The sequence below is a fragment of the Arthrobacter sp. P1_B11 genome (genome assembly GCF_056406715.1).
Genome location: NZ_JBFTZQ010000001.1, coordinates 280,852 through 299,998, shown reverse-complemented (window position 1 = coordinate 299,998; position 19,147 = coordinate 280,852). Strand labels below are relative to the sequence as shown.

Sequence of the window (19,147 nt, the reverse complement as noted above, 5' to 3'; positions counted from 1 at the left end):
TTTGCGGGATCTGCAACCCTACAAAGTGTAGTCCTAAATGGGAATGATTCCTATTTAGGACTGATCGGGCCGGGATTGGCAAGGGCCGCGGGGTTCGTTTCCCGCGGCCCTTGCTCCACATGCAGTTCTGTTATTCCCCGTCCGGCTGGCCCAGCCGGCGGATCCCCTTTGCCTGGGTCGCATCGCGGATTTCGCCCACGAGCTGCTCGATCACGTCCTCCAGGAACAGCACCCCCTCCGTTCGGCCGTCCGGCCCGATCACGCGTGCCAGGTGCGAGCCAGTGCGCTGCATGACGGACATCGCGTTTTCAATCTCGTCGTCCCGTGAGAGGTTCGCCAGCGATCTGATGCGGCTTTCGGCAATAGGGTGCTGGTACCCGGATTCGGGGATGGAGAGCACATCCTTGATGTGGAGATAACCGGACAGCATGCCGTCGTCGTCGAGCATCGGGAAGCGTGAGAACCCGGTGCGGCTGACGGCTTTTTCGAATTCCAAGGGCGTGGTGGCGGCCTTCATCATGACCAGCTTGTCCAGCGGAACCATGACGTGGGCTGCCGCATGTTCGGAGAATTCGAGGGCGCCCGTGATGAGCCCGGCGTCGTCGTCCACGAGGCCGTGCCGGGTGGATTCCTGCACGATGGACTGGACTTCCTCCAGCGTAAACGACGAGTTGACCTCGTCCTTGGGCTCGATCCGCATCAGCCTCAAAATGTGGTTCGCGGACCAGTTCAGCGCGACGATGGCAGGGTTAACGATCCGTGCGATGAACATGAGCGGCGGAGCCAGCAGCAGGGCCGCCTTGTCCGCAACGGAGACGGAGATGTTCTTCGGCACCATCTCGCCGAACGTCACGTGCAGGAATGTCACCACCATCAGTGCCACGCCGAAGGCCGCGACGTCGGCAATTTCCACCGGCACGCCGAATGCTTCCAGCGGCACAGCCAGCAGGTGGTGGATTGCCGGTTCCGCGACCTGCAAGATGAGCAAGGAGCAGACGGTGATGCCCAGCTGCGCGCAGGCGAGCATCAGGGAGACGTTCTCCATGGCGCGCAGTGTGGTCTGGGCGCGCATGGAACCTGCGTCCGCCAGCGGCTCGATCTGGCTGCGGCGCGCCGACATGACCGCGAACTCGGCCGCCACAAAGAACGCGTTGCCGATGAGGAGCACTACCAGCCAGAGAATTCCGGCCCAGTCACTCATGCCGCACCGCCGTTTCCGGACGTGGCGTTCTGTGAATTCACGTTCTCTGACTTCGCGTTCTCTGACTTCGCATTCTGCGACGTTGTGTTCCCCGAGTTCTCGTCGTGATGCTCGTGGTCGGGCTTGAAACAGATCCGGTCTATGCGGCGACCGTCCATCCGGGTGACGCTCAGTGTTCCGCCGCCGACCTTTACGGTGTCCCCCACCAGGGCTATGCGCCCAAGTTCGCTCATGACGTAGCCGCCTACCGTTTCATAGGCAGCTTCGTCTGGAACGCTGAGCCCGGGAATCTGTTCGGACAGTTCATCCGGCCGCAGCAGGCCGGGGAAATACCAGTCACCCGAGGCGCTTTGCAGCAGGCCCGGCCGCACCTTGTCGTGTTCATCGGCTACTTCGCCCACGATTTCCTCAACGAGGTCCTCCAGCGTGGCGATGCCTGCGGTTCCGCCGTACTCGTCCAGCACCACAGCTAGCTGCAGGTTGCCTTCCCGGAGTTCCGCCAGCAGGGCATCGAGGTGGATGGTCTCCGGTACCCGGAGAACCTCCGTCATGATTGCTCCTGCTTCCAGGTTGGGCCTCCTGTCCGCCGGAACCGCAATCGCCTTCTTGACGTGGACCAGCCCGCGGATATCGTCAGCGGAATCGCCGATCACGGGAAAGCGCGAATATCCGGTGCGGCGGGCGGCGTCAAGAATGTCGGAGACCGGCTGGTCGGCGTCGATGGTTTCCACGCGGATGCGTGGCGTCATGACGTCTGCGGCGGTACGGCCCGAGAAATTCAGGGTCCGAGCGATGAAGTTCGCGGTGCCCGCGTCAAGGGTCCCCATGGCGGCAGACCTGCGCACCAGGGACGCCAGTTCCGCAGGCGTACGCGCCCCGGAGATCTCCTCTTTCGCTTCCAGCCCGAAAGCATTGAGGACCTTGTTCGAGAAGCCGTTAAGCAGAACGATGGCGGGCTTGAAGATTGCCGTGAACATCAGCTGGGGCCGCGCCACCGCCCGTCCGATGCGGAAGGACAGCGCAATCGCCATGTTCTTTGGGACCAGTTCGCCCAGCAGCATCGAGAGAAGGGTAGCCACCGCCATGGCGATCACAAGGGAGACGGATCCGGCAACTGCTTCGGGGGTTCCGAAGGCGGTAAGCGGCCCCTCGACCAGCGCCCCGACCGATGGTTCCATGACGTAGCCGGTGAGCAGGGTCGTCATGGTGATGCCCAGCTGGCAACTGGACAGCTGTGTGGACAGCGACTTAAGGCATCTAAGCAGCGGAATTGCCGCCGTGTCGCCGTTGTCCACCGCGCGCTGCACGGTGGGCTGGTCAAGCGCTATGAGGGAAAATTCGACGGCGACGAAGAAGCCGGTGCCGAGAATAAGCAGAAACCCGGCTGCGAGGAGAAGCCACTCCATCTAGCAGCCTGCCTGGATACGCAGAGCGAAGCTGTCCCTGCAAGCGGGGCAGCTACCAAGCAATGGAGAAGGGCCAGGCGGAGGATGGTCGGCCGAGGCCTGCGCTGCTTCCTGGGAGATTCCAGCAAAGTGGAGCGACGGACGTTGACGGGATCGTGAACGGGGTTTGCCGGCTCTGCGGGTGGGCTGCGCGGCGGTGCTGATTCTGCTCCGCTGACAGCCCCCAGGCCGGCACCTAGATTTACTGTCCATAAGAGTTGCAGTCTACAGGAGCGGGGACGGGACAGACGGTGCGTGCGCCGCAGCTCGAACTCTCCCGGAGGGGGCTCAGGCGTGCGGCCGAAGCACGCTTCCACCCGGTTTTCAGCCAGGCCCGCGCCACAATTCGGCGGCGACATGATTTGAGTCACCCTTATTGGCAGTTAAGCCGGGATCGTAACTAGACTGGCAGAGGTCTGGGTTCATAGGACACAGAAACTGGTTCGATTGTTGTGCCGTGGCACCGTGGCGACCAGAGGAATTCAAACTCATGGAAGAGGCGTATTTCAAGTGCCAGAGCAGCCTAGCCACCGTCTACCAGAGGAATTTGGCGGAAACGAGTGGCTCGTTGACGAACTGTACGAGCGTTATCAGCAGGACAAGAATACGGTCGACGCTAAATGGTGGCCCTTGTTCGAATCTTTTGATAGCGGCAACGGCCCATCTTCCAACGGCGCCCCGGGCGCGGCGTCCGCGCCGGCCCATCCGGCTACCCGCGAAATGCCCGTGGTAGCGCCTCCGGCTCCGGCCAAGGCCCCCGCCGCCGCGGCTCCCGCGCCACAGCCCCCCGCAGCCCCGCCGGCATCGTCGCCGGCACAGGCCGCACCCGTAAAGAAGGCTCCGGCAACAGTCGCCCGCGACGGCGCAAAGAAGACTGAGGCGGGCACCGGCGCCCAGCCCATTCCGGCCCAGCTCCCCAAAAACGTGAAGGCACCCACCGCGCCCGAGGAAGACGTCGTCTCCGTTCTTCGCGGTCCTGCCAAGGCCATCGCCTCCAACATGGTCACAAGCCTCGAAGTGCCCACGGCCACCTCCGTCCGGGCAATTCCGGCCAAGCTTCTGATCGACAACCGCGTTGTCATCAACTCCAACCTTGCCCGAGCACGCGGCGGCAAAGTCTCCTTCACCCACCTGATCGGCTACGCGGTCATCCGGGCGCTCTCGCAGTTCCCCTCCATGAACGTGTACTACGACGAAGTCGACGGCAAGCCCGTCGCCGTCCAGCCGGCCCACGTGAACTTCGGCATCGCCATCGACATGCCGAAGCCTGACGGCACACGCCTGCTCATGGTTCCGAACATCAAGAAGGCTGAGACCCTCAACTTCTCGGAGTTCTGGCACACGTACGAGGACCTCATCAAGAGGGCCCGTTCCGGCAAGCTGACGGCCGACGACCACGCCGGCACCACGGTGTCGCTGACCAACCCCGGCGGCATCGGCACCGTCCACTCCGTGCCCCGCCTCTCCAAGGGCCAGGCTGCCATCATCGGCGTCGGCGCCCTGGATTACCCTGCTGAATTCCAGGGTGCCAGCGAGAAGATCATTGCGCACAACGCCATCAGCAAGGTCCTCACGCTGACGTCCACCTATGATCACCGCGTCATCCAGGGTGCAGGCAGCGGCGAGTTCCTCAAGCTCGTTCACCAGCTCCTGCTCGGCGCCCAGGACTTCTACGACGAAATCTTCGAATCCCTGCGCATCCCCTACGAGCCGGTGCGCTGGAGCCCGGACCTTCAGGTGGATCCCTCCGACCAGATCAACAAGGTCGCCAGGATCCAGCAGCTGATCCACTCCTACCGTGTCCGCGGACACCTCATGGCGGACACCGATCCGCTGGAGTACGTCCAGCGCAAGCACCCCGACCTCGACGTCCTTACCTACGGCCTGACGCTGTGGGACCTGGACCGTGAATGGCCGACTGGCGGCTTCGGCGGCAAACCCATGCTGGCCTTCCGCGACATCCTCGGCGTGCTTCGTGACGCGTACTGCCGCACCACCGGCATCGAGTACATGCACATCCAGGAGCCCGCCGAGCGCAAGTGGTTCCAGGACCAGCTGGAACACCCGTATTCCAAGCCGAGCCGCGAAGAGCAGCTGCGTATCGTCTCCAAGCTCAACGCCGCAGAGGCCTTCGAGACCTTCCTGCAGACCAAGTTCGTCGGCCAGAAGCGCTTCTCCCTTGAGGGTGGCGAGTCCCTGATTCCGCTGCTTGACGCCATCATCTCCGATGCCGCCGACGACGGACTGGACGAAGTGGCCATTGGCATGGCCCACCGCGGACGGCTCAATGTGCTCACCAACATCGCCGGCAAGACCTACGCCCAGGTTTTCCGCGAGTTCGAGGGCACCCAGGATCCCCGCTCCGTGCAGGGCTCCGGCGACGTCAAGTACCACCTGGGCACCGAGGGCACGTTCACATCGGACAGCGGCAACGAGACCAAGGTCTACCTGGCCGCCAACCCCTCGCACCTCGAGGCTGTTGACTCCGTGCTTGAGGGCATCGTCCGCGCCAAGCAGGACCGCCTGGACCAGGGCGAGGCCTTCCCCGTGCTGCCCATCATGGTCCACGGTGACGCAGCCTTCGCCGGCCAGGGTGTGGTTGCTGAGACCCTCAACCTCTCCCAGCTGCGCGGCTACCGCACCGGAGGCACCATCCACGTCGTGGTCAACAACCAGGTCGGCTTCACCACCGCACCGTCCTCTTCGCGTTCCTCCACCTACTCCACGGATGTCGCCAAGATGATCCAGGCACCGGTGTTCCACGTGAACGGCGACGATCCGGAGGCAGTGGTCCGCATCGGCCAGCTCGCCTACGAATTCCGCCAGAAGTTCCACAAGGACGTTGTCATCGACATGGTCTGCTACCGGCGCCGCGGCCACAACGAGGGCGACGACCCCTCGATGACCCAGCCGCTCATGTACAACCTCATCGAGGCCAAGCGCTCGGTCCGCAAGCTCTACACCGAATCACTGATCGGCCGCGGCGACATCACCGAGGACGAAGCCGAGCAGCTGCTGCGCGACTACCAGGAACGCCTTGAGCGCGTGTTCGCCGAAACCCACGCGGCGCAGACCTCGCCGATCCCGATCATCACTGCGGACTCCGCGGCGGTCTCGGACATCGAGCGGCCCCAGGCTCAGCAGTCGGACTTCGGTACCAACGCCCCGGCATCCACCGCAGTCTCGGCAGATACGCTGGCCCGGATCGGCAAGGCCCACGTGGAGATTCCCGAGGGCTTCACCGTCCATGCGAAGCTCAAGCAGCTGCTTGAGAAGCGTGAGCAGATGTCCCGCGAAGGCGGCATCGACTGGGGCTTCGGCGAGATCGCGGCCTTCGGTTCGCTCATCATGGAGGGCGTACCCGTGCGCCTCGCCGGCCAGGACTCCCGCCGCGGCACGTTCGTGCAGCGCCACGCAGTTTTCCACGACCGCGCCAACGGCAACGAGTGGCTGCCCCTGGGCAATCTCTCGGACAACCAGGCCAAGCTGTGGATCTACGACTCCCTGCTGTCCGAATACGCGGCCATGGGCTTCGAATACGGCTACTCGGTGGAGCGTCCGGATGCCCTGGTGCTCTGGGAAGCGCAGTTCGGCGACTTCGTCAACGGTGCGCAGACCATCATCGATGAATTCATCTCCTCCGCCGAACAGAAGTGGGGCCAGCGCTCGTCGCTCGTGCTGATGCTTCCGCACGGCTACGAGGGCCAGGGCCCGGACCACTCCTCCGCCCGCATCGAGCGGTTCCTGCTGATGTGTGCCGAGGAAAACATGATCGTGGCCAATCCCACGACGGCGGCCTCGCACTTCCACCTGCTGCGCCGCCAGGCGTACAGCCGCCCGCGCAAGCCGCTCATCATCTTCACGCCGAAGCAGCTGCTGCGCCTCAAGGCTGCGGCTTCTGCCGTGGAAGACTTCACCACAGGCGGCTTCCGGCCGGTCATTGGTGAGCATGAGCAGCTGCAGGCGGACGCCGTCGAACGCGTTCTCCTCGTCTCCGGCCGCCTCTACTACGATCTGCTGTCCACCCGGCAGAAGACGGGCGACACCTCGACGGCGATCGTCCGTGTGGAGCAGCTCTACCCGCTGCCGCAGGCGGAAATCGAAGCTGAACTGGCCAAGTACCCCAACGCCGAAGTGGTCTGGGCGCAGGACGAACCCGCGAACCAGGGCCCTTGGCCGTTCATGGGCCTGAACCTGCCGCAGGCACTGGACCGCCAGGTTCGCCTGATCTCGCGGCCGGCCTCGGCGTCCACGGCGGCGGGTTCCATGAAGCGCCACGCCGCAGAGCAGGATTCCCTCCTCAAGCAGGCATTCGCCCGTAAGTAGCAGAGCAGCTGCCCGGCCGGACGGTGACATACCGATTCCAGCCGGGCAGTTCTGTTTAATCGGCGTGAGTTAATGGACACAGCCAGTAACGCCGGCACAGTCTCCGGATTGGGCCGCCGTGCAGTACAGTCCAGCACTCAGGGCACGCCCTCAAAATAAGTGAAGAGGTAGTAGTGGAAGACAGGAAGCTGCGTATTGCGGCGGTTGGAGATGAACTGCTGGCCGGGCTCGGAGACCCTCGGGCGCTGGGCTGGCTGGGCCGTGTCCTGGCCCGCACTCCGCAGGACGGCATGACGCTTGAAAGCTACGCCCTTCCCTGCCCCCAAGAGGGCACCGAAGGCCTTGCCGCCCGCTGGCTCGAGGAAGCCGGCCGTCGGTTCAGTGACGGGCACGATAACCGGCTCGTGATCGGCCTCTCGGGTCGTGACGTTGAATTCGGGCTGTCGACCGCCCGGAGCAGGCTCAACCTCGCCAACATTCTTGACTCAGCCACTCAGAAGAGGCTTGAGGTATTTGTCGTGGGACCGCCCCCCACGCTCGACCCGGCGCAGAACGGCCGTCTCGGTGAGCTGAACACCGCGTTTGCCGATGTCACCACGCGTCGCAAGCACCTCTATGTGGACACGTTTTCACCCTTGCTCAACCACGAGCAGTGGCGCCAGGACCTCGCAGCCAATGGGGGCACTCCGGGCCAGGCCGGCTACGGACTGATGGCCTGGCTAGTTCTCCACCGCGGCTGGTTCCAGTGGCTGGGAATGGACGCTCCCGAGTAACCGAAACCACTCGCGATATATCTTGATCTTCCGGCAGTTGCGATATATCGTGATTTTACAGTCACGATATATCGCAACCGGAGGAATCATGACAGAGAAATCGTGGACCGTCACCGGTCCGCAGACCATCGACGTCGACGGCGTCTCATCGCTAAGGCTCGGCATTGTCCGCGGTCGGTTCGACATCGTGACCCACGACGAGGACGTGGCCAGGATCGAGGTCTCGGAGGTCCACGGCGACCCGCTGGCTGTCACGGTGGTAGGCGGACGGCTGGAGGTCAGGCACCAGCTGCACGGCCCCCAGGGCTGGTTCAAGAACCTCATGGGTTCGGTCAACAACAGCAGCAACAACTCGGCGGTGATCAGCATTGCCGTACCGGCCGGCGTCGACGTTGAAGCGGGAACCGTCAGCGGCGACGGACTCGTCTCAGGAATCACCGGGCACACCAGGCTCAACACCGTATCCGGCTCCGTCATGTCGGACAGGACGTCGGGTGATCTCCATGTAAATACCGTCAGCGGCGAGGTCATCGCCAGGAACCACAGTGGCGTACTGACGGCAAAAAGTGTCTCTGGCGAGGTCACGGCGTCGGGCAAATTCAGCAACATCCGCGCCAACACCGTCAGCGGCGACCTGAGCTTTGACCTTCAGGGCTTCACCCACGACTTCGGAGCCAACTCGGTTTCCGGCGACGTGACCATCAGGCTCCCCCACGACGTGGGCGTGGACATAGTAGCCAATACTGCCAGCGGCGCTGTGGTGATCGATGACCAGAGATACGCCCAGCCCGGCGGCAGGGTGCAAACCATTGCAGGCCCGGACGCCAAGCTGATGCTGGTCCGGACCAATTCACTGTCGGGCAAGACGTCCATCTTCCACAGCCAGGCCCCCGCGGACGTCGGAACGGGCCTCTGATGCCTCCGGTCTTCGCCCACGGCGCGCTCCGCCTCTACCTGCTGGCGCTCCTCGAGTCTGGCCCCAAACACGGCTACGAACTGATCAAGGCGTTGAGCGAACGGTTCGGCGGCACGTACTCCCCCAGCGCCGGCACCATCTATCCGCGGCTTGGCAAACTGGAAGAAGAGGGTCTGGTGGCCACCGAATCGGAGGGCCGGCGCACCAATTACCGCATCACCGACGCCGGCCTGGCCGAGCTGAACGGCCGCAGGGATGAGCTCGCCGGCGTGGAGAACGACATTTCGGCTTCCGTGCGCCGGCTGGCTGACGACCTCCGCGCGGACATCCGGAGCAACATGCGGGGACTCCGGGCCGACCTCGCGGCCACGGCGGAAGCCGCACGGTTTGCTGCCACGTCAGGCGACTATCGCGGCTCCTCGTCCCGGTCCTCCCCTGACGCGCAACGCATGCTCAAGGAAGCCGAGATGCTGCTCCAGGCTTTCCGGGACGATCTGCGGGTGGAGCTCCGCACCCGGGCGGGCGCACATCCCATCACCCCCGTCACAGTGGAGACTGTAAGGACAGTCCTTGAGCAGGCGCGCATTTCGATCAGGAATTCACTAAAGGCCTAAGCCGTGAAGACTCCCCAATGTGCCGCCAATGGCGCCGGTTCGCGGCCTGTCCCGTGATGTGGGAGACTTGAGGGCAGCTCTTTTGAGTACCGATATTAAGGAGGCCAGCTATGAGCAAACGTGCACGTAAACGTCGTGACCGTAAGCGTGGCGGCGCTAACCACGGGAAGCGCCCCAACACCTAAGCCACGGCTTGAACCGAAGCTTAAACGAAGTGCCCCGGAACCTGTCGGTTCCGGGGCACTTCGCTTTGGTGGCCGGCGTCAGGCGTCCACTGGCCGGATGCTGTGGATTCTGTCCAGGATTGCGTTCTTGAGGTTTTCCGGAGCGGCTTCCGTGCAGGACCGCTTGACCATGTTGCGGATGACGCACTCGAGGTCATACTGCTGCGTGCATTCCGGGCACTCGTCCAGGTGATGTTTGATCTCCGCAATATCACTGCGGGTCAGGGCACCATCCAGATACTCGTAGATACGTTGCATCCGGGCGTCGTCGCAATCGCCCAATCCCTGGCAGTCGCTCATTTCCTGTTCTCCTGTTTGTTGCTTTCCGCTGCTGCGTTGGGTTCAGCAGCCTTGAATCCCCGTTCAGCGGCGTAATCCGCGAGCATGTCCCGCAGCATCTTTCGGCCGCGGTGAAGCCGGGACATGACGGTGCCGATGGGGGTGTTCATGATGTCTGAAATTTCTTTGTATGCGAAGCCTTCGACGTCGGCGAAGTAGACAGCCAGCCGGAATTCCTCCGGAATCGCCTGCAGCGCGCGCTTGACGTCCGAATCCGGCAGGTGGTCGAGGGCCTCTGCCTCCGCCGAACGGAGCCCGCTGGACGTATGCGACTCAGCCCTGGCGAGCTGCCAGTCCTCGATGGTGTCCGAGTTGGACTGCAGCGGCTCACGCTGCCGCTTCCGATAGAGATTGATGTAGGTGTTCGTCAGGATCCGGTACAGCCAGGCCTTCAGGTTGGTCCCTGGCTTGTACTGATGGAATGCCGAAAACGCCTTGGTGTAGGCCTCCTGGACGAGATCCTCCGCGTCCGACGGGTTCCGGGCCATGCGCATTGCGGCCGAGTACAACTGGTCCACGTACTGCATGGCGTCGCGCTCAAACCGGGCCCGCCGCGCCTCCGGACTTTCAGTGGCGACGTCGATTTCCTCCGCCAGCTCCGCGGCCTGCGGCGCGCTGATCTCCGGCGCGCTGATGTCGTCGGCGGCGTTCCCTGCGTCCTCTTGCGTGGCCTCTAGGGCCGGATCCACGGTGCTCATTGCCTTCAAGTCTACTGTCACCCGCGGAACTGCCCTTGGGCCAGGGTTGGCGCCATAGGGAAGTTCGGCGGACTCCTCCAGCGGCACGTCAAATGCCGACACGTCAATAGGTCCCCGCAGCTCTACAGCGTCTTTCACCAAAGTCAAAGCTCCATCTCCACTCCACTTTCCCGCATGTCGGGCACTCGACACCCCGGGTGCTCCGTGCGCCCCAGGCCGCCAAAGCCCTGTCCGGCGGCACGTCTCCCGCGGACCGGTCCCTTGCGCAGGCTTCTGCGGCAAAAGGCCGTCCGGGACGCCGCCCAACCATGTTTCGATGCCGGCAACGGTCCAGGATTGCTGTCCCGGGGTGTTCCGGATCTGCAGTGCACAACGACGCCAAGCGGGCAAATATTCCGCAAAAGTGCAAGACTAGAACCGACTCCGCCGCAGTCACCGCGGCTCGTCCATCCAGGAGGAAATTCATGTCCTTTGTCCGTTTTCTCGCCCGGCCGATGCTGGCTTCAAGTTTCGTCCTCGCCGGCGTGGACAAGCTCAGGAATGCGGACGACACTGTGGAACAGTTGTCCCCCCTCCTGCGCCGCGCCGCGGAAACACTTCCGTTCCAGACCAACGAGAAGGTCCTGGCCCGGGTGATCGGCGGAACCCAGGTGGGCGCCGGCGTCCTGTTCGCCGTCGGCAAGTTCGCGCGGTTGTCCGCTACCCTCCTGGCCATCATCTCAGCGCTGAACGCGTTCGTTGAATGGCGCAGTGCGGACATCAGCAGCAAGGAAGGCCGGGACGCCCGCCGCAACCAGCTGCTCAAGAACGTCACCCTTACCGGTGGCGTGCTGCTGGCCTCCGTTGATACCGCGGGCAAGCCTAGCCTTGCCTGGCGCGCGGAGCACCTCGCAGCTGACGCCCGGAAAACGGCAAGCCACCTCGCCGCGGACGCCCGCAAGACCACCGGAAAGAAGCTGCACAAGGCCGACAAGGCAGTCCGCAAGGCCGTAGACCACGCGGTAGGGGCATAGGCTCGAATGACAGGATCCATCACGGACGCGCCCGCTGACCACACCGGCGCCGCTCCGCACTGGCCCGCGCCGTTTGCGGAGCAGCCGGTGGACGCCACCGTGCGCGTCCCCGGTTCGAAGTCACTGACCAACAGGTATCTCGTGCTTGCGGCGCTGGCCGACGGGCCCTCCCGCCTGCGTGCCCCGCTGCACTCCCGGGATTCCGCGCTGATGATCGGTGCGCTCCGGCAACTCGGCGCCGACGTCCGCGAGGTGCCGGGCGACAGTACCTTCGGCCCCGACCTCGAGGTGACGCCCATCCCGTCCGGTTCCGGCGCCCTGGACGTCGCCATCGACTGCGGCCTGGCCGGCACTGTCATGCGTTTCGTTCCGCCTCTGGCAGCCCTGCGCCACGGTGTCGCTGTGTTCGACGGCGACCCGCACGCCCGGGAGCGGCCGATGGGAACCATCATCGAGGCGCTGGCGGCCCTCGGCGTCACCGTTCGCGGCGACGCCGGCGGGACACCCTCTTCCCTGCCTTTCCGCGTTGACGGGACGGGAGAGGTCCGCGGCGGCCATCTCGTCATCGACGCGAGCGCGTCATCCCAGTTTGTCTCCGCGCTGCTGCTCGTCGGCGCACGCTTCACCGAAGGCCTGCACCTCGAACACTCCGGAGACGCTGTCCCAAGCCTTGACCACATCAACATGACCGTGGCCGTGCTGCGCGGCGTGGGTGTGGAAGTGGACAACTCCACTCCGAACCACTGGATCGTCAGCCCCGGGCCGATCCGTGCCTTTGATGAGAAAATCGAACAGGACCTGTCCAACGCCGGGCCGTTCCTGGCCGCGGCCCTCGCCTCGGGCGGCACTGTGCGGATCCCGGACTGGCCCGAACACACCACTCAGGTGGGCGATCTTTGGCGGAGCATCCTGACGGATATGGGCGCGGCCGTGACACTGCAGGACGGAACGCTGACCGTCACCGGAGGCAGCGAGATCACGGGCGCCGACTTCGCGGAAACGAGCGAACTGGCCCCCACTGTCGCGGCGCTCTGCGCCCTCGCCACCGGCCCGTCACGGCTTAGCGGCATCGCACACCTCCGCGGGCACGAGACAGACCGCCTCGCCGCACTCGTCACGGAAATCAACCGGCTGGGCGGAGACGCCGAAGAGACGGGCGACGGGCTGATCATCCGGCCCGCAAAGCTCCATGGCGGTGTGGTCCGCAGCTACGCTGACCACCGGATGGCCACTGCAGGCGCCATCCTCGGACTGGCCGTGAAGGGCGTCGAAGTCCAGGACATCAGCACAACGGCCAAGACCATGCCGGACTTCCCGCAGCTGTGGGCGGACATGCTCACACAGCGGACCGGCCGCACCCAGAGGAACAACGCAGGGACCAGCGGTGGCACGCAGCACTGAGTCCTGGGACGAATCCGACGTCCGGATCCGCCCGAACAAGAAGGGCTCCCGTCCGCGCACCAAAGACCGTCCCAGCCATGACGATGCCGTCACCGGACGCATCATCACCGTTGACCGTGGCCGGTATACGGCAGTGGTGGGTGAGGACTCCGGCGACGAGCGGACGATCATCGCTGCCCGGGCCCGCGAGCTCCGCCGCTCCCCCGTGGTGGCCGGCGACTTCGTATCCCTCGTGGGTGACGTGTCAGGTGCTCCGGACACGCTCGCCCGGCTCGTAAAGATCCAGGCCCGGAAAACGCTCCTGCGCCGGAGCGCGGACGACACTGACCCGATTGAACGCGCCGTGGTGGCCAATGCGGACCAGCTGGTCGTCGTGGTGGCTGCCGCCAATCCGGAGCCCCGCACCGGTTTCATCGACCGCGCGCTGGTGGCCGCCTACGACGCCGGCATCGAGCCGCTGCTGCTCGTGACGAAGGCAGACGTCAAGGACCCCACCGAGCTGCTGGACAACTACCGCCATCTCGACTTCCCCGTCATCATTAGCCGCACAGCGGACTCTGCGGCGTCGGGCATCGACGCCCGCTCCGATGATGGCTTGTCCGCACGCCTCGACCTTGACGCCGTCTCCCAGCTGCGCGCCCACCTGGACGGCAAGGTGACTGTCATGCTGGGCCACTCCGGCGTCGGCAAGTCCACCATGGTGAATGCATTGACCGGCGCGGAGCGGGCAACCGGCGGCGTTAACGCCGTCACGGGACGCGGCCGGCACACGTCGTCGTCGGCCCTCGCGCTCAAGCTCGCGGACGCGCCCACCGGGAGCTGGATCATCGACACCCCGGGGATCCGCTCGTTTGGCCTCGCGCATGTGGACCCGGACCGAATCCTGCATTCCTTCCCTGACCTGGAGCCCGGCACCGAAGCCTGCGAACGCGGCTGCAAGCACGATGCAACCGCCGTCAACTGCGGCGTGGATGCCTGGGTGGAAGCCGGCCACGCAGGCCCTTCCGGGCCTGCGAGGCTAGCGTCCCTGCGCCGCCTGCTGGGCACCGATCCGCGCATGGAGGCCCAGGAAGCCAAGGAACTGGGAAGCGTCAGCTAGTCTCCCCGGCGGCTCCGGCATGCGGACATCCCCGCCCCGCCGGTCCTTTGACGGTAGTTTGGAACCATGACCCAACCCGCTTCGAGCTACAACGATGACCTGCGACTGGCCCATGTACTGGCGGATTCCGTGGATGACCAGACCATGAGCCGGTTCAAGGCGCTGGACCTTAAGATCGAAACCAAGCCCGACCTGACGCCGGTCACGGATGCCGACAAAGCCGCCGAGGAGTCCATCCGGGGCCAGCTCTCCCGCTCCCGCCCCCGCGATGCCGTCCTCGGCGAGGAGTTCGGCAGTTCGGGCCACGGTTCCCGGCGCTGGATCATTGACCCCATCGACGGCACCAAGAACTTCGTCCGCGGGGTGCCGGTGTGGGCCACGCTGATTGCGCTCGTCGATGAAGGCGAGCCCGTGGTGGGTGTCGTCAGCGCCCCGGCACTCGGCAAACGCTGGTGGGCAGCCAAGGGCGCGGGCGCCTACATGGGGCGCTCCCTTGCCGCAGCCACCCGGCTGAAAGTCTCGAATGTCTCGAATCTTTCGGACGCTTCGCTGTCCTACTCGAGCCTCGGCGGCTGGAAAGAACGCGGGAACCTCGACGAGTTCCTCGCCCTCACCGAAGACGTCTGGCGCACCCGCGCCTTCGGGGATTTCTGGTCCTACTGCATGGTGGCGGAAGGGTCCGTGGACATCGCCTGCGAGCCGGAACTGAACCTGTATGACATGGCTGCGCTGGTGCCCATCGTCACGGAAGCCGGCGGCCGCTTCACCTCACTCGAAGGAACCGACGGTCCCTTCGGCGGCAACGCATTGGCCACCAACTCCATCCTTCATTCGGAGGTCCTCAAGCGGCTCAACCCACAGCTGGACGACCTGCTGTAGTTCGGTCCAACAAACTTTCCGAAGAATTATCGACGGCGGGCGCCCCCTCAGGAGGGCGTCCGCCGGCGTATGTTCGGCATTCCGGCCAGATGAAGCGGGGCTGTAACAAACCGCTTAACATTCACGTTGGCCTTTTCCATCGCCCGCCGGGATGTCCTACGCTCTTTACAGGTCACGAGTGCCAGCGCGAAACCCCGGTTTGCTGGCCGGCAACCCTCCATTCGCGGTGGGGTGCCCCGGGTGACGACCAGGCCGGTCCGGAACGGACCCGGCAAGCGCGGATCCCCGTCACAAAGGGGTCCTTTCACAGCGAGGTCCCATGACTACTGCAACGTTCTCCTCCAACACCGGCGCCGGCCTGCTCGACGATCGCATTGCCGCTGCCGGACGGCCGCTGGCCGCAGTTACCGGCGCCGAGATCCAGGCTCCGCTGATCCAGGGCGGCCACGTGCGTTACGCCAACCTCGATTACGGCGCGTCGGCACCTGCGCTGTCCGTGGTGTCGGCTTACCTCAACGAGATCCTGCCGTTCTACGCCAGCGTGCACCGCGGCGCGGGTTACGCATCGCAGATCAGCACGTCGGTCTATGAGAACGCCCGGAACATCGTCCGCGACTTTGTCGGCGGCCGCCCGGATGACTCCGTAATCTTCACGCGCAACACCACGGACTCCCTCAACCTGCTGGCAGGCTGCCTCCCGGTGGAGGACCACCACCACACGGGGGAAGTCCTGTACCTCGACATCGAGCACCACGCCAACCTGTTGCCCTGGCAGGGCGTGCCGCACCGCAGCGTGGTGGCATCCGCCACCCTCGAGGCCACCATCGCCAGCCTCCGGGCTGAACTGGAGCATGGCGACGTCAGCCTCCTCGCCGTGACCGGCGCCTCCAACGTCACCGGCGAAATACTGCCAATCCGCCGCCTTGCCGCGCTGGCACACGAGTTCGGCGCCCGGATCGTGGTGGACGCGGCACAGCTCGCTCCGCACCGCCGCATCAACATCGCCGCGGACGACGTCGATTATCTCGCCTTTTCCGGCCACAAGCTCTACGCGCCGTTCGGTTCCGGCGTCCTGGTGGGACGCCCTGACTGGCTCGACGCCGGCACCCCGCACCTTGCGGGCGGCGGCGCTGTCAGTGAAGCCCGGCTCGACGGCGTCAGCTGGACCACCGGCCCCGCCCGCCATGAAGGCGGTTCGCCCAACGTCCTGGGCGCTGCCACCCTGGCCCGCGCAACGCAGGTGGTCGCTGCCCTGGACCAGGAGCGCTGGCACGCCCACGAGGCGGCCATCCGGTCCTTCCTCGTCGAGGGGCTGCGGAGGATCGAAGGCGTCACCGTGCACCAGATCTTCTCGGACACCGACGCGGACAACGACACGATCGGCGTAGTGAACTTCTCAGTGGAAGGCTACGACGCCGGCCTGGTGGCGGCCTACCTTTCCGCCGAACACGGCGTCGGACTCCGCGACGGCCGCTTCTGCGCCCACCCGCTGCTCAAGCGCCTGGGACTTCCGTCCGGCTCCCTGCGCGCCAGCTTTGGCATAGGTTCGCGGCTCGAGGACGCCCAGCGGCTCCTCGCCGGCATCGAAGAACTGCGCCGCACCGGCCTCGGCTGGGACTATGTGGTGGACTCGGGACGCTGGGTTCCGGCCAACGACACCCGCAGCTACCCGGACTGGGCACCCAACACCCCCGGCACCGCCGGCGCGGCCCCCTGCGCGCTGGACTGATCCCGGCACTCCGCCAGGGTGCTCCATGCGGTAAATTCGAAGGGTAAATTTTCAGCCTGCCCTAAGGAGACGGCGCGTGGCACGCGGTGGCCCCAAACTCGACCAGTGGCGGCGTCAGGAACTCGGGCAGAGTTTCCAGGACGGCGGCGAACACTACCACCGCGTCCGTCCCGGCTACCCTGCCGAGTCCGCGGACTGGATCATTCCTGCCGGCGCCCGGACAGCTGCTGACATAGGCGCCGGTACCGGCAAGTTCACCGCCTTGCTCGTGGAACGCGGCCTGGCGGTCAGCGCCGTGGATCCCTCGCCGGACATGCTTGATCAGCTCCGCGTCGCCTATCCGGCAGTGGCGGCGCGTGAGGGCACCGCTGAGGACACGGGGCTGCCCGGCTCGGCCTTCGACGTCGTGACGGTGGCACAGGCATGGCACTGGTGCGAGCCGCTGCGGGCCAGCACCGAAATCGCCCGGGTACTGAGACCCGACGGAGTGCTCGGCCTGATCTGGAACCAGCTGGATACGTCAGTGCCATGGGTCCACAGACTCTCGCGCATCATGCACGCCGGCGATGTCCACAAGCCGGACTTCCGTCCGCCCATAGGCCCCGAATTCACGGGCCTGGAAAGCCACCTGACCCGGTGGGACGACCCGGTCACCACGGCCGACATCCTCGAGCTGACCAAGACGCGCAGCTACTATCTCGCCGCCAACGGGGCCACCCGCGCCAAGGTCACCGGAAACCTCGACTGGTACCTCCACGACCATCTGGGTCACGCCCGCGGCGAACTGTTGAGCCTCCCCTACCTCACCCAGACATGGCGGGCCGTCAGGGCGTGATGCCGCACCCGCAACGGGTAGGCTTGGATCTGTGAAGACCAGCACGCCATCCTCCTCGATCGAGGACTACGTCAAGGTCATCTACTCTTTCACGGAGTGGCAGGACAAACCCATTACGTCGACGCAGCTGGCCCAGCGCCTTGGCGTAGCCAATTCCTCGGTGTCCGAGATGGTCCGCAAACTCAAGGACCAGGGCCTGGTCCTTCACAAGCCCTACAGCGCCATCACCCTGACCCAGGAGGGCATGCGCCTGGCCCTTTCCATGGTCCGGCGGCACCGGCTCATCGAGACGTACCTGGTGCAGGACCTGGGGTACAGCTGGGATGAGGTGCACGACGAAGCCGAGCTGCTCGAGCATGCCGTCTCCGACACATTCATCGAACGGATGGCGGCCAGGCTCGGCAACCCGACCCGGGATCCCCACGGTGACCCCATCCCCTCCGCTGACGGCACGGTACAGATGCCGCTGGCCCACCGGATGAGCGAACTCGACGAGGGCCATACTGGCAGGATCACCCGGATCAGCGACGAAAATCCGGAGCTGCTGCGCTACTTGGCCGCCGAAGAGATCGACCTGGACTCCGACGTCGAGGTCATGGGGCGCAAACCGTTCGGCGGCGCCCTCGTGGTGCGTATCGCTTCGGCGGGCAGAAGCCGCGACTTTGATCTCGCCGACGAGGTCACCTCGGCACTGTGGGTGCAGAGCGAAGAAGTGCACCCGGGCTGCCGGATGGCCGGCTCCGGATGAACGGCCACGCCATCGCCGGGCGCCCCATGACTGCGGCAGCATGAAGGCTGCGTCGGCTGATAAAGGAACCGCAGTGACAGCGGCCGGCAGCCACGGCTGGCGGACCTGGGCCGCCGTCGCCGCGGGAGGGCTGGCGGGCACAGAGCTGCGGTACGGTCTCGGCGTGCTGTTTCCGGAGTCCGCCGGCGCCGTGCCGTGGACCACACTGGCCATCAACGTCGCCGGAAGCTTCGTCCTTGGCATGCTGACCACCATCTGGATCGCGCGGCCGCACACTGCCTTCTGGCTCCGTGCCGCCATCGGGCCAGGTCTGCTCGGATCCTTCACCACCTTCTCAGCGGTGGTTGCTTCAGTGGACCAGCTGGCTCGCGGTGGGCTCCACGCAGTATGGGTTCTCTACCTGTCCCTGTCCGTCCTGCTGGGCCTTGGCGCCGCGGCAGTAGGCTGGAAAGCCGGGAAAGCGTTCGGTGCAGGAAACTGGGGCAGTCCATGACGGCCGGATTCCTGGCTACGCCGCTGCTGGTGGGACTGTTCGGCATTGCCGGCGCCCTCATCAGGTTTGCCGCGGACACCTGGCTGGCCGGCAAGCCAACGCCCCGCCGCCACTGGCCCTGGGCCACGTTGCTGGTCAATGTCGCGGGGTCCCTTGTCATCGGACTGTCGATCGGTCTCAGCAGCCGCGTCGGACCGGAATGGCATGCAGCGCTGGCCACCGGACTGGCCGGCGGCCTGACCACCTTCAGCTCCTGGACCACGGCCACTGTCCGGCTGGTCAGCGAGGATCGGTACCCTGCCGCAGCGCTCAATGTCGGGATCAACCTCGTGGCCGGGCTGGCGGCCGCGGCGGCAGGCATCGCATTCAGCGGCGGGTAGTCCCCCGGAGGCGGGCCGGCCGCCCAGGCGGCGC

General features: G+C 65.4%; 18 protein-coding genes and 1 riboswitch. Of the genes, 14 read left to right on the top strand and 4 right to left on the bottom strand.

Translation table 11 applies throughout. From position 1 onward, the window contains the following. Positions 1 to 130 precede the first annotated feature (130 nt). Positions 131 to 1,201, bottom strand: coding sequence for a hemolysin family protein (locus AC1D14_RS01330; protein ID WP_230116937.1), 1,071 nt, complete (start codon positions 1,199 to 1,201; stop codon positions 131 to 133). Continuing rightward, positions 1,198 to 2,607, bottom strand: a complete 1,410-nt coding sequence (locus AC1D14_RS01325) for a hemolysin family protein (protein WP_230116938.1) — start codon at positions 2,605 to 2,607, stop codon at positions 1,198 to 1,200. The genes AC1D14_RS01330 and AC1D14_RS01325 overlap by 4 nt, the downstream gene beginning before the upstream one ends. A gap of 549 nt (positions 2,608 to 3,156) precedes the next feature. Here AC1D14_RS01325 and AC1D14_RS01320 point away from each other — a divergent pair. The 5 genes from AC1D14_RS01320 (at position 3,157) to AC1D14_RS01300 (ending at position 9,460) form a co-directional block, all read left to right on the top strand. After that, entirely contained in the window at positions 3,157 to 6,972 is a 3,816-nt protein-coding gene (locus tag AC1D14_RS01320) for a multifunctional oxoglutarate decarboxylase/oxoglutarate dehydrogenase thiamine pyrophosphate-binding subunit/dihydrolipoyllysine-residue succinyltransferase subunit (RefSeq protein ID WP_230116939.1), read from the top strand. A gap of 173 nt (positions 6,973 to 7,145) precedes the next feature. Continuing rightward, complete coding sequence (locus AC1D14_RS01315; protein ID WP_230116940.1) at positions 7,146 to 7,745, top strand: GDSL-type esterase/lipase family protein; 600 nt, start codon at positions 7,146 to 7,148, stop codon at positions 7,743 to 7,745. Between the two features lie 88 nt (positions 7,746 to 7,833). Continuing rightward, complete coding sequence (locus AC1D14_RS01310; protein ID WP_476967959.1) at positions 7,834 to 8,661, top strand: DUF4097 family beta strand repeat-containing protein; 828 nt, start codon at positions 7,834 to 7,836, stop codon at positions 8,659 to 8,661. Continuing rightward, positions 8,661 to 9,275, top strand: coding sequence for a PadR family transcriptional regulator (locus tag AC1D14_RS01305; RefSeq protein WP_230116942.1), 615 nt, complete (start codon positions 8,661 to 8,663; stop codon positions 9,273 to 9,275). Before AC1D14_RS01310 ends, AC1D14_RS01305 begins: the two co-directional genes overlap by 1 nt. Positions 9,276 to 9,385: 110 nt before the next feature. Beyond that, positions 9,386 to 9,460, top strand: a complete 75-nt coding sequence (locus AC1D14_RS01300; protein WP_369299106.1) for a 50S ribosomal protein bL37 — start codon at positions 9,386 to 9,388, stop codon at positions 9,458 to 9,460. A gap of 78 nt (positions 9,461 to 9,538) precedes the next feature. Here the strand turns inward: AC1D14_RS01300 and rsrA are convergent, their stop codons facing one another. Next, positions 9,539 to 9,799: a mycothiol system anti-sigma-R factor gene (gene rsrA, locus AC1D14_RS01295; protein WP_230116943.1), complete on the bottom strand. Its 261-nt coding sequence runs from the start codon at positions 9,797 to 9,799 to the stop codon at positions 9,539 to 9,541. Continuing rightward, the gene (locus tag AC1D14_RS01290) at positions 9,796 to 10,683 is read right to left on the bottom strand and encodes a sigma-70 family RNA polymerase sigma factor (protein WP_476874661.1); all 888 of its coding nucleotides are present in this window, start codon (positions 10,681 to 10,683) and stop codon (positions 9,796 to 9,798) included. The genes rsrA and AC1D14_RS01290 overlap by 4 nt, the downstream gene beginning before the upstream one ends. Before the next feature lie 317 nt (positions 10,684 to 11,000). On the opposite strand from AC1D14_RS01290, the gene AC1D14_RS01285 reads away from it, so the two are divergent. The 9 genes from AC1D14_RS01285 to AC1D14_RS01245 all read left to right on the top strand — a co-directional run bounded on the left by AC1D14_RS01285 (position 11,001) and on the right by AC1D14_RS01245 (position 19,113). Beyond that, positions 11,001 to 11,549 carry a DoxX family protein gene (locus AC1D14_RS01285; protein ID WP_230116945.1) on the top strand — a complete coding sequence of 183 codons (549 nt, stop codon included), beginning with the start codon at positions 11,001 to 11,003 and terminating at the stop codon, positions 11,547 to 11,549. A gap of 6 nt (positions 11,550 to 11,555) precedes the next feature. Continuing rightward, positions 11,556 to 12,950 carry a 3-phosphoshikimate 1-carboxyvinyltransferase gene (aroA, locus tag AC1D14_RS01280; RefSeq protein ID WP_476967958.1) on the top strand — a complete coding sequence of 465 codons (1,395 nt, stop codon included), beginning with the start codon at positions 11,556 to 11,558 and terminating at the stop codon, positions 12,948 to 12,950. Then, the gene (gene rsgA / locus AC1D14_RS01275) at positions 12,934 to 14,049 is read left to right on the top strand and encodes a ribosome small subunit-dependent GTPase A (RefSeq protein WP_230116947.1); all 1,116 of its coding nucleotides are present in this window, start codon (positions 12,934 to 12,936) and stop codon (positions 14,047 to 14,049) included. Before aroA ends, rsgA begins: the two co-directional genes overlap by 17 nt. Before the next feature lie 66 nt (positions 14,050 to 14,115). Beyond that, positions 14,116 to 14,928 (top strand): histidinol-phosphatase, encoded by an 813-nt coding sequence (hisN, locus tag AC1D14_RS01270; RefSeq protein WP_230116948.1) that lies wholly within the window; start codon positions 14,116 to 14,118, stop codon positions 14,926 to 14,928. Positions 14,929 to 15,098: 170 nt separating this feature from the next. Further along, a riboswitch (SAM riboswitch) is annotated at positions 15,099 to 15,212 on the top strand. Between the two features lie 35 nt (positions 15,213 to 15,247). After that, positions 15,248 to 16,657 (top strand): aminotransferase class V-fold PLP-dependent enzyme, encoded by a 1,410-nt coding sequence (locus AC1D14_RS01265; RefSeq protein WP_476967957.1) that lies wholly within the window; start codon positions 15,248 to 15,250, stop codon positions 16,655 to 16,657. A gap of 76 nt (positions 16,658 to 16,733) precedes the next feature. Further along, positions 16,734 to 17,492: a class I SAM-dependent methyltransferase gene (locus AC1D14_RS01260; protein WP_476967956.1), complete on the top strand. Its 759-nt coding sequence runs from the start codon at positions 16,734 to 16,736 to the stop codon at positions 17,490 to 17,492. Positions 17,493 to 17,523: 31 nt separating this feature from the next. Further along, positions 17,524 to 18,240, top strand: a complete 717-nt coding sequence (locus AC1D14_RS01255) for a metal-dependent transcriptional regulator (protein ID WP_230116951.1) — start codon at positions 17,524 to 17,526, stop codon at positions 18,238 to 18,240. Between the two features lie 40 nt (positions 18,241 to 18,280). After that, positions 18,281 to 18,733 carry a FluC/FEX family fluoride channel gene (locus AC1D14_RS01250; protein ID WP_476880796.1) on the top strand — a complete coding sequence of 151 codons (453 nt, stop codon included), beginning with the start codon at positions 18,281 to 18,283 and terminating at the stop codon, positions 18,731 to 18,733. Next, the gene (locus AC1D14_RS01245) at positions 18,730 to 19,113 is read left to right on the top strand and encodes a fluoride efflux transporter FluC (protein WP_476967955.1); all 384 of its coding nucleotides are present in this window, start codon (positions 18,730 to 18,732) and stop codon (positions 19,111 to 19,113) included. The genes AC1D14_RS01250 and AC1D14_RS01245 overlap by 4 nt, the downstream gene beginning before the upstream one ends. Positions 19,114 to 19,147: the final 34 nt, after the last annotated feature.

What these genes read in the sequence shown, in the direction of transcription:
- AC1D14_RS01330 (WP_230116937.1), bottom strand. Translation starts at nt 1,201, where the DNA reads ATGAGTGACTGGGCCGGAATTCTCTGGCTGGTAGTGCTCCTCATCGGC.
- AC1D14_RS01325 (WP_230116938.1), bottom strand. Translation starts at nt 2,607, where the DNA reads ATGGAGTGGCTTCTCCTCGCAGCCGGGTTTCTGCTTATTCTCGGCACC.
- AC1D14_RS01310 (WP_476967959.1), top strand. Translation starts at nt 7,834, where the DNA reads ATGACAGAGAAATCGTGGACCGTCACCGGTCCGCAGACCATCGACGTC.
- AC1D14_RS01305 (WP_230116942.1), top strand. Translation starts at nt 8,661, where the DNA reads ATGCCTCCGGTCTTCGCCCACGGCGCGCTCCGCCTCTACCTGCTGGCG.
- rsrA (WP_230116943.1), bottom strand. Translation starts at nt 9,799, where the DNA reads ATGAGCGACTGCCAGGGATTGGGCGATTGCGACGACGCCCGGATGCAA.
- AC1D14_RS01285 (WP_230116945.1), top strand. Translation starts at nt 11,001, where the DNA reads ATGTCCTTTGTCCGTTTTCTCGCCCGGCCGATGCTGGCTTCAAGTTTC.
- aroA (WP_476967958.1), top strand. Translation starts at nt 11,556, where the DNA reads ATGACAGGATCCATCACGGACGCGCCCGCTGACCACACCGGCGCCGCT.
- hisN (WP_230116948.1), top strand. Translation starts at nt 14,116, where the DNA reads ATGACCCAACCCGCTTCGAGCTACAACGATGACCTGCGACTGGCCCAT.
- AC1D14_RS01265 (WP_476967957.1), top strand. Translation starts at nt 15,248, where the DNA reads ATGACTACTGCAACGTTCTCCTCCAACACCGGCGCCGGCCTGCTCGAC.
- AC1D14_RS01250 (WP_476880796.1), top strand. Translation starts at nt 18,281, where the DNA reads ATGAAGGCTGCGTCGGCTGATAAAGGAACCGCAGTGACAGCGGCCGGC.
- AC1D14_RS01245 (WP_476967955.1), top strand. Translation starts at nt 18,730, where the DNA reads ATGACGGCCGGATTCCTGGCTACGCCGCTGCTGGTGGGACTGTTCGGC.